This is a genomic window from Abiotrophia defectiva ATCC 49176 (genome assembly GCF_037041345.1).
Taxonomy (GTDB): Bacteria; Bacillota; Bacilli; order Lactobacillales; family Aerococcaceae; genus Abiotrophia.
This window is the reverse complement of sequence record NZ_CP146287.1, coordinates 203806-221603: the sequence shown is the minus strand read 5'-3', so window position 1 is coordinate 221603 and position 17798 is coordinate 203806. Positions and strand designations below refer to the sequence as shown.

Genomic DNA, 17798 nt, shown 5'->3' with positions numbered 1-17798 from the left:
TGTCTCCTCTGATATTAATCCTCTATATAATCAGATTCTGATGACGACTTTTGTGTCACCACCACGCTCTTAACTAAGTTGCTTGTACTAAGGCCTAGCAGTCAACATACAAATTACCTAGTCGACTCTAGCTCCCGGAAGTTCCCTTGTTAAGCTAGCACACAAACAAAGCAAAAGGCAGGGGATAGACCCCTACCTTTTAAGTTTACTTTATGCTATTGTGCCTCGCGTTCTTTCTTCAAGCCTAAGCCGACCATGAGGCTACCTAAGCCGGCCATGACCGCTGCCCAGAGACTGAGTGGGGCTTGGCTCTCACCGGTTGCAGGCAGTTGGCCTGCTGGTGCTTGAGCGACATCGCCACCAAAACCACCAAAACCGGCACGCGCCACAGACAGAGGATCAATTCGGTCTGGCGCTTGATTTTCTTGATCAGGGGCAGGCTGAGGCGCTTGATCTGGCTTGGCCTTGATCCGCAAGATCGTCGCCGTTAATGGTTGCAAGGTGACCGATTCTGCATCATAGGCTACCCCTACTAGATCCGTCAAGGCCTGGGTCCCGGCACGAGCCCCGTCCACCAAGGCTTCTGCCTTATCCAAACCAGGGAAGCGGTCAGGGTTGAAGCGTAGCTTGCGAACCTTATTATCTGCATTGACTACCACCACATAGCGGTCGCCATTAGAGTCCACCGCCTGATAGGCAATGACATTATCGTTATCCGCAATATCTGGCGACGTCATCATGGTCACTTGGTCGGCGATTTCCTTAGCCGTTCCTTTGCGGAAAGCATCGGTAGACTTACGTAAGGCAATCAAGCCGCGAGTGTAGGCTAGCGTGGCTTGGTTGTGAGGATATCGGCCATCTTCGGCAACCTTACTCCAGTCAAAGCGGTTAATGATATCGGAAGAATCATAGGAATCGTGAACAAAGTATGGATAGTCGAATGGTTTGCCCTGCTCATCGACTAAGAGATGGGTCTTATAAGGCGCCTTGTCGTCATCCACCTTATTCTTGTAGGCAGGGTCCAACAATTGCTTGGTCCGCCCCATTTCCTGACCGGAATGGATAAATGGTGTCCCTTGGGAAGTCAGAATCATGAGGTTACCCAAACGAATGCGTTGATGAATCTCAGCCGCATGGGTCTTAGGGTCCTTCTTAATGGATTGAGCGATAATATCATGCAAGGTCAAGTTGTCGTGAGCAGCAATGTATTGAATCACATCACCCGGTGCATCCGCAATAAAGTTACTTGGATTGGCAATAATATTATTGAAGATTTGGTAGACATTGCGTGGCGCACCCGTTAAGAAGCGCGGTTGCCCTTCAGATGGGTAGCCGGACTTGAGCTCGTTACAAATCTCATCGGAGAAGACCGCTACACCGTCAGTCGACCGCATCCAATCTTGGTCGGCCGCTTGAACAGGATCCCCTTCGTCCCCGACAAAGGTCCGCCAACCTTCCCCAAGCATGAAGACCTTAGGATTGAGGGCGCTGGCTGCCCGGTAAGCTTGGGCAATGGCTTCAGCATCATGGTCCCCCATCATGTCGAAACGGAAGCCGTCCACCTTGAAGGTGTCGGTCCAGTATTTAATGGAATCCACCAGGACCCGACGCGCCATCTTATGGGTAGTCCCTAGACGCCCGCCACCGAAGCTTTCACGCGGACTACCATCAGCATTCATGAAATGGTAGTAACCTGGCTCAATGTCTTCAAAGATATGGGTCTTAGCCGTGTGGTTGTAGACCACGTCCATGATAACCCCCATGCCTTGGTCATGGATAGCCTTGATTAATTGTTTGAATTCTTCAATGCGGGCTTGTGGCTTGCTTGGGTCGCTAGCATACATACCGCTGAGACTGAAGTAGGATTGCGGGTCATAGCCCCAGTTGTAGTTATTGTTTTGGGTGCTTGGTTGGAGCTCACGCTGAGCACGAGCACTCTCATTAGCAAAGTAGTAACTCATGACTGGCAAGAGTTGGATATGGGTCACACCCAGTTGTTTGAGATAGCTGAGACGTTCCGCAAAGGCTGAGAAGGTCCCAAATGGCGACTTGAGCTGACCTTCTAACTTAGGATCAGAAGTGAAGTCGCGGACATGGGCTTCATAGATGACCGCATCTTCACGTTTCTTAAAGCCAGGAATATTAGCATAGGATAATTTTGGTCCAATCTTATTTGGATCCACGATGGCAGCCTTGGCTACTTTTTCCTTGGCAGTGGCTTGGTCCCATTTGGCTAAGGACTTAGCATAAGGGTCTAAGATCAGAACCGACTGACCGCCACGCTCCACTTGGTAGTGGTAGAAGTAACCGTCCAGATTCTTGGCTGGCGTGTTTTTGCCATCCAAGGTCACCGTCCACAGGCCCGTGCTAGCGTCCTTAGTCAAAGGCACGCGCGCTACCACTTGGTCCGGATTATCCTTGTCATAGAGGACAGCGGTCACGGCGTCCGCGCTTGGCGCCCAGAGACGCATCAGAGCAGAACCGTCTGCCTGTAAGGTAGAGCCTAACTCGCCCTGATAATTATAGAGAGAGTCCGTTAGCTTCCAACCGGTCTGGCTATTGACGGTCTCGTCATGATAGGTCAGCTTAAGCGGCGTCCGGCTGACATCCTCTTCAGTTGTCAGAATCAGACGCTTGTTAGCTGCGTCGACTTCAATCTTAGTGACTTTGACCGGCTGACCGGTATTCGTGCTAACCGCCAAATCTTGTTGGACTTTGGCTAGGTCCAACTGATCCACTGCCGTAAAGTTGGCTAAGACTTGGTGCGGCGCCGTCACTTCGGCACGGGTAATACGTTCAGATAAGGTCTTAAATGGCGTCGTGTAGACCGTGTCTTCCTCATCATGCAGGTAGACTTGCTCATGGTTGGCGCGGTCGCTGAAGCTCATGTCTTTGGTTTGTTTTGAAGTTGCTTTGTTCACGAGTAAGAAATGAATGTCCTTTCCAAGTTCTGTAATAGGTAAGTCTAAGTAGCGACCAAAAGGCCCGCTCTGATTGAATTCTAGGGCGCCCTTAGGCCAGTCGCTAGAGGGGTGCTCCACATCCTTACCCCAGACCCAGAGACCCCAGTTGTCATACTGGCCGTCAGCCCGGTGATAGTGGACGCGCAGGCGATTCTTGTTGGCTGGAATTGGCTCTTCCACGCTAGCTTGGTAGTTTTCGTCCAACCAGGCTTGTTTCATTTGCGGGTTGGTGATGGCCAGGCTTAGGTCCTCGGTAAACTTCTTACTGCCATCGTTGACGTTGTTGAGCAAGTAGTTGATGGCGGTCGCCTGCGGTGTCACCGGCACATCTAGGTAGTAACCATAGGCCGTCTTCTTGTCTTCCGAGAAGCGCATCGCCCCAGTCGGCCAATTGTTGGACGGCGCTTGGACCCCGTTACCCCATACCCAGGCGCCAATCTCGCTAATATTATCGCTTGGCAACTTAGCAAAATGCATACGGAAATGCCCCGCCGGAATCTCCGGCGCTTGGTTGGCTGGCGCCACCTGCGGCGCCGCTGCCGGGGTAGCAGTAGGGCTGGCGCCTGACTCAGGGGTAACAGCTGGGGTGGCAGTGTCGGCTGGGGTGGCGCTGTCAGTTGGCTTGGTGCTGTCCGCTGGGTTAGTGCCATCACTTGGCTTGGTGCTGCCATTTGGGCTGCTGTCGGCCGGGCTGGCATCACTTGCTTGAGCGCCCTCCGCCGCCTGGCTGGCATCAGCTGGTTTCTTGCCGTCAGCTTGGCCGGCTGAAGTGTCTTGGTCAGCTGGCTTGGCGCCATCAGCCTGCCCAGCGTCTGCTTGACCCGCTGGCGCTGGTGTCACCTGGTTGCCTGCGTCAGCCGCTAACTGGCTGCTAGATGCCTCTTCATTAGCCTGACTAGCCGCTAAGACTTGAGCACTGCCCGGCAGGAAGTATAGGGTAGTTGCTACTAGGACAGAAGCCACTCCCACACTGAGTTTCTTAATGCCATAACGCTCTTGGCGTCGGACTTGAGTTGATCGCATATCTTTCATAGTTCAGATATCCCTTCTATATTATAATGCGCTTTCATTATTTTATTATAGCACGCTCTCCCCTTCTTTGCTCCTAGCCTAGGTCATTTTGTTAACGCTAACAAACTTTCTTTCAGCCAAAGAGGACTCCGCCAGTCCATTGTTCTGCCTATCAATGGACTGGCCTCACAAAAAACACCCCTAAACGCCCTTTTTGATAGAAAAAGCTCGCAGCTAGTCCATCGTTCCTCCTATCAATGGACTGGCTCATGCCTCCCTCCTGATTCGGGCCATTTTGATAGGTTCCTAGCCGAGCCAGTGGTCCACTCTCCAAAGTGGTCCACTCTCAAAAGTGGGCCACTAGCTCAGGGATTCTGCCTTGTATGTCACCTTTCCCCCATACCAAAAAGCCCCTGTCCTCAGGACAGGGGCTATACCATCTAAGCTTCTGGCGCTAGGTGGGATTTGATGACCATGAGTTCGCTATCTTCGACGGCTTCCAGGGAGTGTACTTCGTGAGGAGCCATGCGAATGATAACGCCGGGATAGATTTCGGCTGTCTCCTTCTCATCAGAGAAAAGGATTCGCCCTTTGACTGGGACGACGACCACCGTATAAGGGACGTGGTGCTGACCAATAGCTTGCCCGGCAGGTAGGACCAGGTGGGTGACTGTCTGGCTAGGTGTCTCCACCAAATGCTCAAAACGCTCAATGTCTGTGCGACCGTGATAAACTTTCATACTTCAAACTCCTCTCTAATTCATAATTCTATTATAGCACAGTTCCTATCGATAAAAGCCATTAAACAGCTTGCCCCAACATTATCTCTATGCAAAAACCGCACCCCTTGCATCGTGGCAAGCAGGTGCGGTTCATGTCAATGCTTAATTTTGTCCAGCAGCTTATTCTCCCTCACTTGTAAAAATAAGCCTACCCCAGCCCAAGAGTCCCTAATCTCTCGAGCCAAGCCTCCTCAAGCGCAGAGCCCTCGCTCTGCACGCGCACCTGATACTGATGACAAAAATCTAGCATCTCCTTGTATATATGACGATCCGTTGAAAAAACGCCTTAAGCGTCTTAGTAGCCCTATCTATAAATAGCAACTACCTGACCATGGATGGGTGAAAATCCATTCAGCCATCGAATCCTTGACTTGAGGCACTTGAGCAAGCCTCTTCGTCATCCCTCTTACTTAGAAGGAAATCCTATGAAACTATATATTCGACAAGGAATCAGTACCCCCATACTCGACTTCCTTGTTGAGGAGTTTTATCAGGTTGCAAAGGCATTATAGCATGTCTTAAGTCGCTTGAAAAGAGTATAGACTCATTTTTTGTAGAATTATGCACTTTTTTTGATAATCGACGATTTCACTAAAGTTTTGGATATTTTTTTCGGAACAAATTAGGACAGAATTATCAGTCATATAATCCACCTATATTACTTGTAAAATAAAGATTATCATATTTTCGAACCACCGCTCTAGTCAGGCTAACATACTTAACAATATTGAAAATCTCTTTTCACCATTCAATATTCGAAATTTGTATATATACACAGACATTTGTATAGACTTTAATCCGATTTGTCGCGAAGTTTCACTCACGGCTCTCAATCGTGTCCGAACGCAAAAAAGAGACCTGGCTACCGCCCGGCCCCTTTGTCTTCAAGTTTGTCTTTAACGCCCGCTACCATGCTACGACCAAAGCCCTTAATATGAGCTAGAAGGCCTAATAGACTGTCCCAATAAGTATCATCACCGCGCACCGCCAACATGACGGTCTCGCTCCCCATGTAAGCAGCCAGGAAAATCAAGAGGCTATAAACCAGATTGAGGACTTGCACACCTGTTCCTACCTCATGCTGCCAGTAACCCCAGACTTCTTGAACGGCATAAAGAGCTAGGATCAAAAGCAAATACCAAACTGCCTTCTGCCATTCAGGCGTGAAACGTGATTTGCGGCGCAACAAAAGATAGCCCGCTACACCCGTTAAGATAATATTTACAGTCACTAGTAAGAAGTTCAGCATCTTACTCCCTCCTCGCATCATATCTTTCTCTACTTCTAGTATAGAAAGTTTAGGCTTCCTAGGCAAGGAAAACTTTGGGCCAAGGCCAAAAATCAGTCTCTAGACCGAGCTTTTGTCCAGTTTAAAACTACTTGTAGTTTTTTTCATAATCTCCCCCTATTTTGATGCGTGCTAGTTGCCTTTTTATGCAAAATTGCTATAATGATGATAGTATACTTGCGCACAAGGAGCAACAACATGAAACAGGCAAAACTCTTCGCCCATATTATTCTTATTCTATTAGCTATCGGGACAGTAGATGTCCTAGCCAACTTCAGTGGCTTAGATCTCTTGAACCATCTCGATTCCTGGGTAGGTCGGCGCCCCGATCATATTTCGGCGCCTAATGACTCTAGCCGCGAGTCGTCTAAGGACTCCTCCTCTAGCGATAACTCCAAAGAATCCTCTGAATCCAAATCGGAAAGTTCCTCCTCTAGCTCTTCGTCTTCCTCTAGTTCGTCCTCATCTGAGTCTTCATCATCCAGTCAATCCTCCGAATCCCGGCCAGGAACCCAAGACAACGATGACCAAGACGCCCCAACCAGTCCAAATACCCGTCAAAATGACGACTACACAGCGCCAGCCACACCGACTACCCCAGCGCCAAGCCCAGACCCAGTCACTCCGCCAACACCGGCGGATCCAGTGGTCGAACCCCAACCAGACCCAACACCTGACCCAGCCCCACCAGCCGATGGTGGCGGCGGCGTTGATGGTGCGGGGGAATAAGGTTATAAAAACAGCCCAATCCATTTGATTGGGCTGTTTTGTTGTCTTTATAATTCTTGAGCGAAAGTGATTTGGTTATTATCTGGGTCCAGAACATCGAAGACATAGACGACTTCGTAGTCAACTAGCTCGCCTGTCTCAATATGATGCTGCTCTAAGACTTGCTTACACTCTTTGGCATCTTCTACGCCTAGGATTAAGCTTGAACTTGTCACTTCTTCCGCTTGCGAAAGTTGCAACCATGTCCCTGGGCTGAGTTCATACTCTGCCACGCCTTCCATAGGCAGACTATCAGGCTCACCTAACCATTGCTTATACCAGTTAATTGACTGCTCAATATCCTTTACCAAAAAGACTGTCACAGCACTCTTGATTTGAACCAATTTCATCTTGCTTGCTCCTCCTTATCCGTCTTGGCTTAATTCCTCACCTAATTTTTAGCCTTCTCCTTATAGTCTTTGACAGCTTTCTGGTAGAATTCTAAATCTCTCATGACTAGAATATTGAAGCGGAGATTCTTGCTCTCCTTATCGCCAAAAGTTCTGATTGCCACGCCGACCTTATCATTCTGGATGAGAACAAAACTGTCTTTTCCTACTTGAGGATCAGCCAACAGTTTCTTAAGCTCGCTCGTCTCTTCAAGCTTGAGCACTTTTAGGTAGGCAAGTAAGGCTTCCTTAGTTCCTAAGGTTAGGCTATAGCCAAGCGTCTTGCCATCCGGACTCGCAATAATACCTTCCTGATCTTCGCTAATCTTATAGTACTTGACAGATCTACCGTCTTCTAATGTCTTCTCTTCGGCACCTTGGAGATGTGTGTTCTTAATTAAGTCCATATAATTCTTATAAGAAGCTTCCGCATCATCGTTAATCAAGCTCTCTACCTTAGTAAAGTGGTCAGTATATAAGTTAACTAGCAAATCTAAGTTTTGACTTGCTTGCTCTGGGTCAGCTGGCTGACTCACCTTTACAAAAAAGGCTAAATCACGATAAATCCGGATACCAAACCGACCTTCGTAGGCAAATACTTGGACGATTGCCTTCTTATTCTTAAGGATTAGAACCTGACCTTGGAAGTTGTCAGGATTTGCCAACATCGACTCTAACTCACTGGTTGGCTCAAGCCCTAAAGCTGCTAAATAGCCTTTAATAGCCTCGGCAGGAAGTTGATCAAAAGCATACCCAAGTGTTTGCCCCGTGGTGCTACCAAAAAAGGCAGCCTTATTATCCTCATTATCTCCTGTTCGATATAACAGATAGCCAACCTGAGATGACCAGGTTTCTTTTTTAGCCGGAATGCGCTCCGTGGCCTTGATAAAGTCCATGTATTGATTATAAGACTTCTCCACATCCTCGGTGATTAAGCCCTCTACTTGCGTAAAGTAATCCTTGTATTCCTCAGCTGTTTGAGGCCCTGACTCCGCGCTGACAAGGCTAGGCATCATGAGCATGAGGGCGAATATGGCGAGTAGTAGTTTTTTCATTGGGTCACTTCCTTTGTGAGGCTTCTTTTTCTATTATAGCACGAAAATACTAGGAACGAATAACCTACTTTTCACAGGCACTTTCGAATAGCCTGCGCCAGCCCCTCAGGATTTTCCCAAGCCATTGAGTGGCCTGCATTCGGCACTACTTCAATTTTCACACCCTGCTCTTGCAACTTCTCAAAATCAGGGTCAGGTAGTGTTTGTTCGCCGAAAATAAAATACTTTGGAAAGTCAAATTGATACAAGAGCTGTCTCCAAGAGACTTGACCACCTTGAACCGCATTTCGAGATATTTCGAATGCCGCCTTTGGCAGCCAATTTCTTAAAGTTGCGAGCCAAGTTGTATAACCTGCTTGTTGGTAGTAGACCAGCTTCTTGGCGAATTCCTGCTCCAAGTTGGTCTGATCCAGACTCGCAATATCAAAACTGGCTGCCCCATCTGAACTTGGGTCTAGATTCGATTCAGTCAGTATCAGCTTCTTGACGCGCTTGCTAATCAAATTACATAATTCGATAGCGACAGCGCCGCCTAGACTATGGCCGAAAACAATCACTTGATCTAGCTTCAAATCTTCCACAAACTCACTTAAATATTGAGCATGAGCCCTAACACTATATTCAAAACCCAAGGGCTTATCGCTGTAACCCGCGCCCAACAAATCAATCAGAATGATTCGCTGGCTAGTCCCCAGCATGGCGGCTACCTCAATATAGTCAAAAGAACTGGCACAGCCTAAACCATGTATGAATAGAAGCGGTGTCCCCTTGCCATAAAAATTATGGTAACGAATGGTGTATTCAGTCTCCCTAATTCTGTACTCTCTCATTTCTAGTTCCCCCATTCTAAATGATGTATGACTTGACACTAAAGCCTCCCATCAAAATGATAGAAGGCTTTTTGTATCATTCAGTTAAATTACTTTGCTTGCGATTATACCCGCTCAATATGAGACTTGAAATATTTCTCTTGAAATCTAACAGCTTCTTCAATTTCTTCCACTGTATATTTTGTTCCTATTGGAGCGACAACCCATTTTTCTTCAACGTCATCGTCCCTTTTGATAACTGCAATTAATTCTCCCTCATATTCATCTACTGCTTTATCAACGCCAAGTACATACACATCTTGTTCTTCTCCATCAGGAGCGATTATTCCTTCAACATAACCATAATTGATTGGATAAATATGTTCCGGATAATCAGGGTGAGAACTCCCTAGTGGACGATCTATTTTAACTTTTATAACTTTGCCAATCATATTATCTCCTCCACAAATTCAGGTTTGTCACCCACTATTTCCACAAAAACCTCCCACCAAAATGATGGAAGGATTTCTTAAAATTCACCTAAATTCCACAACTTCCTTTTGAACCTACTTTTGGGGCTTTTTAGTATCAAAATAGTATCACTAAAGCAGTATTCACGCTTTCAAATCTCTAAAACAAAGTATTTTCAAACGCTTCATAACAGTAACATATTTGCTTCTGTTACTCCCATTCAATGGTCGCTGGTGGTTTACTTGTAATATCATAGACCACGCGGTTAACATGGGCTACTTCGTTAACAATACGGGCGCTGATGACTTGCAGCACTTCCCACGGTAGGCGGGCGAAATCGCTGGTCATCCCGTCGATAGAGGTGACGGCACGAATCCCAACGGTATAGTCGTAGGTCCGGCCATCCCCCATAACCCCAACAGACTTGAAGCCTGGGAGTACGGTGAAGTATTGCCATACGTCACGGTCTAGGCCATGGTTGGCAATCTCTTCGCGCAGAATGGCATCTGATTCACGGACGATTTCGAGTTTTTCTTCGGTGATTTCACCGATAACCCGAATACCGAGACCTGGGCCTGGGAATGGTTGGCGCCATACTAGGCTGTCTGGCATTCCGAGCGCTGTCCCCAAGGCACGTACTTCGTCCTTGAAGAGGGTGTTGAGAGGCTCAATCAACTCGAACTGCATGTCTTCTGGCAGACCACCCACGTTGTGGTGAGACTTGATGGTCTCTGCTGTCTTGGTCCCAGACTCGATAATGTCGGTGTAAAGGGTCCCTTGGGCTAGGAAGTCTACCCCTTCCAACTTAGCTGCTTCGTCATCGAAGACATAGACGAATTCGTTGCCGATGATTTTACGTTTTTGTTCAGGGTCGCTCACGCCAGCTAACTTGGACAAGAAGCGATCCTTGGCGTTAACCCGAATGATGTTAAGACCGAATTTACCAGCTAGGCTATCCATAACTTGGTCGCCCTCGCCTTTACGCAAGAGGCCGTGATCGACGAAGATACAGGTTAATTGGTCGCCAATGGCTTTCTGCAAGAGCACCCCTACGACGCTGGAGTCTACCCCACCGGACAAGCCAAGCAAGACCTTGCGGTCACCGACTTGTTGACGAATTTTGGCTACTTCAATTTCGATGAAGTCTTCCATGGACCAGTCGCCTTTGGCCCCACAGATATTGAAAGTGAAGTTGCGGAGCAAGTCATTCCCGTGCTCAGAGTGACGCACTTCTGGGTGGAACTGGACGCCGTAGATTTGACGGGCTGGGTTCTCGAAGGCCGCCACCGGGCAGTGATCGTTAGACGCCGTCACGCTGAATCCTTCAGGCACTTGCACGATTAAGTCACCATGGCTCATCCAAACCTTCTCATGGCTATCCAAGCCAGCAAAGAGGCCTGTTTCACGTTGATGAACATCTAACATGGAGCGACCATATTCACGCTTGTTAGCAGATTCGACTTTACCGCCCAAGAGATGGGTGGTCAACTGCATGCCATAGCAAATCCCTAAGATTGGAATCCCTAATTCGAAGATGGCAGGGTCAATGGTGAAGGCACCCTCAGCATAGACGCTATGTGGTCCCCCTGAGAAGATAATCCCCTTGACATTGCCTTCGGCTTGAATGTCGGCAGCACTGGTATCATTGGGTAATAATTCACTGAAGACTCCAAATTCCCGAATGCGGCGGGTAATCAACTGGTTATACTGACTCCCAAAATCCAACACAATAATTTTCTCTAACGATGCCTGTGTTTTCATGCTTTGCTCCTTTACTTCATCTTATTATTGCCTATTGTATCAAAACCCTGTCCCGATGTCATTAAATGTCGATGAGAGTTAGAATGTCTAGCCTCAACCCTATATATAACAAAAAAAGGAGGGTTGCCCCTCCTCGGTGATGCGGCCAAGAAGACTCGAACTTCCACGGGGATACCCCCACTGCCCCCTCAAGACAGCGCGTCTGCCATTCCGCCATGACCGCAAAATCACTACTCGACTATTATAGCATCCTGGACTAAGCATGGCAAGCAATTTTTTTCATAATTTTATTGCTGGTCTCCTTGCCCTAAATAGAAAAGAGGCCGAGACAAAAGTCTCAACCTCTCTTATCTAAACTAGGCTTGATCTTCAGTGCGTTTGGTTGCAACGAGGCCTAATCCGGCTAGTAAGGATAGGGCAGCTGCGCTGAAGAGTAAGGTTTGATCACTTTCACCAGTAGCTGGCAATTGTCCCTTGCCCTCACTTGGAGTTACTTGAGCAGCCTGAGCCACCAATGGTCCGCCAGCTTGTTGACTTGGATTGGCTGGTTGACTTGGGATGGATGGCTGACTTGGAGGCGTTGGTTGACTTGGAGTTTCCTGACGCTTACCGAAACTTACCGCATAGAGCGAGAAGTGGTTAACCGTCAAGGCCACGCGTCCATCATCCATCATCTCAAAAGGCACTTCATTGACGATTTCCTTGGTGTCGCTGGTCAAGTAGTAAGCCTTAGTCACAGCCTTATCCACTGGGAAGATGACCTTAGCATCACCTTTGACAGGGACTTCCTTGCCGTCCTTGTTGAGGAAGCTGATTTCATAGGCTTGATGTTCGTCTTCGCCTAGGGCTGCCAACTTCTCTTTGAGCGGCACTACAGATACTGCCACGATGCTTGGATCCAAGTGTTTGGTTGGAATCTTAACCGAAACGCGGGTATCGCCGTCATTATCCTCGAAAGTCGCTTCGGTCTTGTCCGCATTGAGGGTCACCTTAACCCCTTGGGTCTCATAGAGTGGCAACTTGGTGCCTGGTTGACTTGGCTGATCCGGCTGACCTGGCTGACCTGGTTGACTCGGTTGACCTGGCTGGCCTGGTTGGCCTGGCTGACTTGGCTGGCCTGGTTGGCCTGGCTGACTTGGCTGGCCTGGTTGACCTGGTTGATCCGGCTGACCTGGTTGACCTGGCTGGCCTGGTTGACCTGGCTGACTTGGTTGACTTGGCTCGGGCGCCTTGATTTGCTTGAGGTAATCAACTAGACGATCCAAGGCCGCCTTAGTTATCAGATTATCTTGGCTCAAGCCTTGATAATATGCTTCTACAGCAGTGGCTGCTTGACGAGCTGCCTCACTATCAATGCCTTTAACGCGTGCAAGTTCCGCTTGATAAGCTGTCATATCCAATGGCGTATCCACTACTTCTGGCAAGACAAAGCGCAATTCAGCCGCTGATTGGAAGGCTCCGCCATCCCCATAGGATTCCGTCCCAGTAATGGTAGCTTTCTTAATCTTGATTGGTTTATCGAACGGAATAACCTTGGTTGTGGCATCATTTGCCCAACCGTCAAATTCAAAACGGTGTTCCTTACCCGTCTCGTCTACCAAGACCAGGTTCCCTTTTTTGAGGCGACCGTTAGCACCATCTTGACGTGGGACATACTCAAATCGAGTCACTTCCAGTGGTTGCTTAAAGGTTACCGTCCCAGACTCGCCGATAGCACGTCGATCCCATGGTGTATGCCATAATGTCCCCGTATCCCCGTCAAAGGCATACCAGAACTCTTCCCCTTCGTGGGCTGGTGCTTCCACTGATTCGATATCATCCCATCCTGGGCTAGTCCGTTTGACTTGTAAAGCTTCCTTAGCAGCTTGCACGGCAGCTACCAGTTTGTTTGCATCTTCAACACTAATGTCATCTTCTGCTTCGGTCAAGGCTAAAACGGCATTCTTGTAGGCTTCTAGGCTAGCAGGAGTGTAGTTGCCATTGGCCACCGGCGTATTTTCCTTGTAGGCTTCATCCACAATTAACTTACCGGTTAAGTTTACTTCTTCAATCTGAAGATTATCCATCATGAAGTCCTTATAACCGCGGAAATCCACGGCGCTACCGGTCTCACCCTTATTATCGGAGGCTTTGTTGGTAGAATAGATCCCGATCCAAGTATTGCCAGAATCAGAGGCTTGTACAATAAAGCTAGCCTTACCTGGCTTATCGGATCCTTCCCAGGTATTACGCAAAGCATGCATCTTAAGCTTGCTGCGACGAGTATATTCGCCATCCCCTTCAACAAAAGCATAAGCATCATGAGACCCTGCTTCATAGTCGAAGGTGACACGATAGGTCTTGCCAGCCTCGAAGCGGAAGTTTTGTGGAATAGTTTGATAGACAAGTCGATCCCGTCCAGTTAACCCATTAGTCTTGAGGGACCAGTTACCCTCAATAACATCGTTAATTTTCTTGCCGTTCCAGCCCCGTTGGGTATATGGATCGTGGCGCTCTGACAAGTGAGTACGGTTATCAGAAACACCCTCTACGTTCCCCACAACAAATGGGAAAATTCCCTGTGGTACTTCTTCAAAATCTTGTTTGAAGGTGCCCGGAGTCGTATTATGACCACCACTATACATATTGGACTGATTCTCGAAGATTCGAATTTCATCGAAGTAGGTAGCATCCTGATCAGCATCACGACCTAAGGTCAGAGTCACATTGCTGACATCGGATCCTGTTGTAAAGAAGACATACATATTTTGGAAGTAACTGCTATTGTCCACCGTCGCATTCTTAGCTGAGGTGTTATGGGCATGTGCTTGGACGTAGTTCTTAGCAATAGATTTATAGGTATAGTTACTGATGGTCTGATTACCGGATTTAATGGCGATATCCGCCTTAGCATTACTACGGTTATCCACCCCGACATAGACGGCATAACGGGTGTTTGGCTTCAAGTCAGTTAATTTCTGAGTTAAGGTCACACGTTCCTTGTTGCCTGCAATACGTAGCATTTCATTAGCGCCTTGGGACTTAACGATTTGAGCATTTTGGCTATCCCCTGTCTTGGTCCAGTGATCTAAGGTGCCACTGTTGAAACCTTGGTCATAGAGATGCATGCCTTCACTCCAGGTCATAGTACGTTTGCCTTGAGCTACCTTGTAGAGAACATAAGGTTGATTAGCGAGCGCATCAATGGTGATGCGACCTTGGCTATCAACGGCTAGTTCTACTTGTTCCTGTTTACCTTGGTCGGTCAACTTGTAGAGATAGACCTTGTCGCCACGCCATGCTTCTGGTAGGGTCCAGGTAGTTTGCCCAGCTGTCTTGGAGAAGAAGTACATTTTCTCTTTGTCACCGGTCAAGGCTTTACCGTTAGCATCCCAGTTCCATGGGGTCAGGTAGGCACCGGCATTTTCAATCACACGACCGTTGAGGGTGACCGTACGTTGACGGTAGCCGGCTTCATTTGGATCGTTAGATAGACGCTTGATGACGATTTGGTCACCGGCTTCATTAGCCAAATGCACTTCTATTTCTGGAACCCAATTGTAGGTTTGACCATTATCTGTCATTTGGACAGGGTGGCCGTTGACCCATTTGGTTACCTTGTAGTGTTGGAAGAATTTGGTCATGACATCGTGTTCGAAGAGGTTGGTAATATAACCTTCATAGTCGCTCCGGCCTTGCCAACCCTCGAAGTCCTTCATGTCGTAACCACCCAGGAGTGGATAGTTGGCTGCCCCGCCATACCGTGGATAATCCCCTACCCAGGCATCTTTCTGGTGGTTGCGGATGAAACGAGCAATATTGGAGTTAATCCCCTTGTTGGTATAACCACCATAGGTTAGGTCAGCTGCCCAGTGTTGGAAGGTGGAATCATATTCGCCCCCGTGGCCCCACTCAATGGTGAAGCGCCAACCTTGGCTGTTGATTTCCTTAGCAATCACGTGGGTAGCCCAAGCACCGTTGTCCCCGGACTGGCCATTACCCCATACGTCTAGGTAAATAAAGTCGAGGCCTTCACCCAAGGTTTCTTTGAGGTCTTTCCACCGTTTGAGACGGTTATGAGCTAAATCGTAAGCCGCATCAATGTTAATCCCTTGGTCTAGCCAGTTCCAACCATAGCTATAAGTCCCGTCTTCGCGTTTGCGCAAGATTGCTTCGCTAAAGTATTTAGATTCTGGATAAGTTTCAGAAGCATTGACGTGAATCCCTAATTTTGCCCCGTATTGCTTGGATTTTTCAATCAGGGTCTTGAAGTCTTTGACGCCCCCAATACGACGGCCAATATCGGCATAGTTGAGGTGGCCAGAGTCGTGCCCTTCACTCCCGTACCCCTTAAGCAAGACAGATTGGCCTAGGCCATCCGTATGCAGATTGACCTTCTTAATCCCGTCTAGGGTCATGAGGAATGGGTTTTGCGCATGAGAACCGAAGTTCATAGCAATCCGGTAAGCTACCAGGTCCGGAACATTTTCGGCCCCTTTAGGGTTGTTCATTATATTTCGATAGGCGATGGCCCCATCCTGCCAGTCTACTTGTTTGTCCTTATTAAGGTCTTGGGCAAAGACCACCTTGCTACTTGGCAATTCGAGGGTATATTCAGGATAAACCAGTTTGCCATAGGCCCGTTGATAATAATAAGGCGAGCTTTGAATCCCAATATAGTTAACGCCTGCTACGCGTTGCTTGAAGGCGGTCAGACGCGTAAAGTCCTCAGAGCCACCGCCGTAGCTAAATTGAGAGTTGCTCCAAACCCCGGCTGCGACTTTATCAGAAGAGACAAAGCCATACATAAAGCCATAGGCGAAATCATCCATCTTACCTGGCACTAAGTCCACATGGCTATCACCTGCCCGGTGGGTATTATTGGACATCCAAGAACCATCGAACTTAGCTCCAGTTTGATTAGATCCGACAGAAACTAGGGTGTTACCTGGGAATTCAATCGTCGAAATCAATTTACGAGGATTGTCGATTTCTTTGCCCATGGTCACCAAGTTCTTGTTTTCCACCTTGGTCACATCAAAGTGCAGTTCATTGCCCACCACCTTGAGTTGCACAGTAATAACCGCATCGATAAAGGCTTCAGGATTCTTAACCGTCAGCGTGTACTCGGCAGTCGCTTGGTCCACCTTGCGATAAGACACTTGAGGCTTAACATCAGTCCCGTTAATGCTGAGCTTATCTAGTTTTTGTACTTGCCCGGTCATGGTATGGCCGCCGAATTGATAGTGCTTGATGCGTGGGAAGAGGGTATCAATTTCAGCATCTAAGACGTCTGAGCGAATGTGGTCGTAGACGACATCTTGGTCGTTTGCTGCTAGGCCTGGATCTACTGCTCCATTATCTGGTTGACTTGGCTTGAGGTTAGACTGGTCGTCTGCCTGCACAGCCACACTAGTCCGTTCATTGCCCCAAGTTGCCGCCTTGAGGTAAATCTTATTATGTCCTTCTAAGGCCGTCTTCACTTCTTCAGGTACTAGCAAGGTATCAAAGAGGCTCTTCCCATTGTTAGTGGCATTGAGCTGGCCATCCTTCTTGTATGTGATGGAGAGATTGTTGACCTCTCCTGCTTTAGGGGCTGCTACCCGGCCTTTTTGATACCAGGTGCTAGCCTTAGGCGATTTATATTCCCAGAACCAACCATCGCGGTCGTAGCCGACGAAGATATGGTTGGCAGGGTCCTTATACTTGAGAAAAACCCCGAAGCGGGATTGTTTTTCTGTTGATAGGTCCTTGAAGGTCAAGTTAACACTGGCATTGCCATCCTGATCCACTTCCAGTCCCTTTTTCTCAAAGAGGGCAGGGTTCTGGCCGTTATCATTCTGAGCAGTAGAAGCCAGTTTATTATAACGTACGCCACCTTCTTCCACGACTTCAACGGTCCCCTTACGGCTACCGGTCGCAGTCCAGTCTGGTGCTACTGCCTTGTCTTCAGTCGCCGCAGGACTCGGATTAGGGCTTGCCTCCTCAGTGGCAGCAGGACTCGGATTAGGGCTTGCCTCCTTAGTGGCAGCAGGACTTGGGGTCTCTGTCGCTGCTGGGGTAGCTGTTGCTGTAGGGGTAGCTTCCGCACTTGCAGCTGGCTCAACCACATCAACGGCTCCCGCCGGAACAGGCTCTACCTCACTGGTGGCTGGGGTGTCGGAGACAGCTTCTTGGGCCGATACACTTGGGCTTTGGCCTAAGAGAAAGGCCCCGATAATGACGGAGCAAGTCCCAACACTGAGCTTACGAATGGAAAAACGACACTTCTTATCAAACAAGTTCTGAATCGAATTTCGCATGATAATCCTCCTTATAAAATATAATAGTTTCTTACCTCTCTATTATATTGTATCCCCTTACAAAATGAATTATAAATTCTTGCTGAATCATTTAGCTTTCTTGCGATATTTGTCTTTTAATTACGTTCCTTATGGCGGTAAAGCTTGTTGTCTAGCAATCCCCATAATTCCTTAAATTTCTCTGTCTATACAGACTTCGGGCACAAAAAAGAGGCTGATT

General features: G+C 48.1%; 10 protein-coding genes and 1 tRNA gene. 1 reads left to right on the top strand and 10 read right to left on the bottom strand.

Annotated elements, in window-relative coordinates:
- Nucleotides 1–215: 215 nt before the first annotated feature.
- From V7R82_RS01010 to V7R82_RS01000, 3 genes are all read right to left on the bottom strand, one after another.
- The gene (locus tag V7R82_RS01010) at nucleotides 216–3995 is read right to left on the bottom strand and encodes a pullulanase (protein ID WP_338542904.1); all 3780 of its coding nucleotides are present in this window, start codon (nucleotides 3993–3995) and stop codon (nucleotides 216–218) included.
- A gap of 419 nt (nucleotides 3996–4414) precedes the next feature.
- Entirely contained in the window at nucleotides 4415–4714 is a 300-nt protein-coding gene (locus tag V7R82_RS01005) for a cupin (RefSeq protein ID WP_268443667.1), read from the bottom strand.
- A gap of 904 nt (nucleotides 4715–5618) precedes the next feature.
- The gene (locus tag V7R82_RS01000; RefSeq protein WP_070755193.1) at nucleotides 5619–6005 is read right to left on the bottom strand and encodes a hypothetical protein; all 387 of its coding nucleotides are present in this window, start codon (nucleotides 6003–6005) and stop codon (nucleotides 5619–5621) included.
- 237 nt (nucleotides 6006–6242) lie between these two features.
- Between V7R82_RS01000 and V7R82_RS00995 the strand changes: the two genes are divergently transcribed.
- Complete coding sequence (locus V7R82_RS00995) at nucleotides 6243–6773, top strand: hypothetical protein (protein WP_338542901.1); 531 nt, start codon at nucleotides 6243–6245, stop codon at nucleotides 6771–6773.
- 47 nt (nucleotides 6774–6820) lie between these two features.
- Here V7R82_RS00995 and V7R82_RS00990 read toward each other — a convergent pair whose 3' ends face one another.
- From V7R82_RS00990 to V7R82_RS00960, 7 genes are all read right to left on the bottom strand, one after another.
- Nucleotides 6821–7162 carry a VOC family protein gene (locus tag V7R82_RS00990; RefSeq protein ID WP_314394014.1) on the bottom strand — a complete coding sequence of 114 codons (342 nt, stop codon included), beginning with the start codon at nucleotides 7160–7162 and terminating at the stop codon, nucleotides 6821–6823.
- A gap of 41 nt (nucleotides 7163–7203) precedes the next feature.
- Nucleotides 7204–8256, bottom strand: coding sequence for a hypothetical protein (locus V7R82_RS00985; protein ID WP_338542897.1), 1053 nt, complete (start codon nucleotides 8254–8256; stop codon nucleotides 7204–7206).
- Between the two features lie 71 nt (nucleotides 8257–8327).
- Nucleotides 8328–9086, bottom strand: coding sequence for an alpha/beta fold hydrolase (locus V7R82_RS00980; protein WP_291429277.1), 759 nt, complete (start codon nucleotides 9084–9086; stop codon nucleotides 8328–8330).
- Between the two features lie 104 nt (nucleotides 9087–9190).
- The gene (locus tag V7R82_RS00975; RefSeq protein WP_291429275.1) at nucleotides 9191–9517 is read right to left on the bottom strand and encodes an inorganic diphosphatase; all 327 of its coding nucleotides are present in this window, start codon (nucleotides 9515–9517) and stop codon (nucleotides 9191–9193) included.
- A gap of 229 nt (nucleotides 9518–9746) precedes the next feature.
- Complete coding sequence (gene guaA, locus V7R82_RS00970) at nucleotides 9747–11297, bottom strand: glutamine-hydrolyzing GMP synthase (protein ID WP_338542895.1); 1551 nt, start codon at nucleotides 11295–11297, stop codon at nucleotides 9747–9749.
- A 140-nt stretch (nucleotides 11298–11437) separates the two neighbouring features.
- Nucleotides 11438–11520, bottom strand: a tRNA-Leu gene (locus V7R82_RS00965).
- Between the two features lie 133 nt (nucleotides 11521–11653).
- Nucleotides 11654–17578: an endo-alpha-N-acetylgalactosaminidase family protein gene (locus tag V7R82_RS00960; protein WP_338542893.1), complete on the bottom strand. Its 5925-nt coding sequence runs from the start codon at nucleotides 17576–17578 to the stop codon at nucleotides 11654–11656.
- Nucleotides 17579–17798 lie beyond the last annotated feature (220 nt).

Coding starts and splice junctions, on each gene's coding strand:
- V7R82_RS01010 (WP_338542904.1), bottom strand. CDS start 3,995: ATGAAAGATATGCGATCAACTCAAGTCCGACGCCAAGAGCGTTATGGC.
- V7R82_RS01005 (WP_268443667.1), bottom strand. CDS start 4,714: ATGAAAGTTTATCACGGTCGCACAGACATTGAGCGTTTTGAGCATTTG.
- V7R82_RS01000 (WP_070755193.1), bottom strand. CDS start 6,005: ATGCTGAACTTCTTACTAGTGACTGTAAATATTATCTTAACGGGTGTA.
- V7R82_RS00995 (WP_338542901.1), top strand. CDS start 6,243: ATGAAACAGGCAAAACTCTTCGCCCATATTATTCTTATTCTATTAGCT.
- V7R82_RS00990 (WP_314394014.1), bottom strand. CDS start 7,162: ATGAAATTGGTTCAAATCAAGAGTGCTGTGACAGTCTTTTTGGTAAAG.
- V7R82_RS00985 (WP_338542897.1), bottom strand. CDS start 8,256: ATGAAAAAACTACTACTCGCCATATTCGCCCTCATGCTCATGATGCCT.
- V7R82_RS00980 (WP_291429277.1), bottom strand. CDS start 9,086: ATGAGAGAGTACAGAATTAGGGAGACTGAATACACCATTCGTTACCAT.
- V7R82_RS00975 (WP_291429275.1), bottom strand. CDS start 9,517: ATGATTGGCAAAGTTATAAAAGTTAAAATAGATCGTCCACTAGGGAGT.
- guaA (WP_338542895.1), bottom strand. CDS start 11,297: ATGAAAACACAGGCATCGTTAGAGAAAATTATTGTGTTGGATTTTGGG.
- V7R82_RS00960 (WP_338542893.1), bottom strand. CDS start 17,578: ATGCGAAATTCGATTCAGAACTTGTTTGATAAGAAGTGTCGTTTTTCC.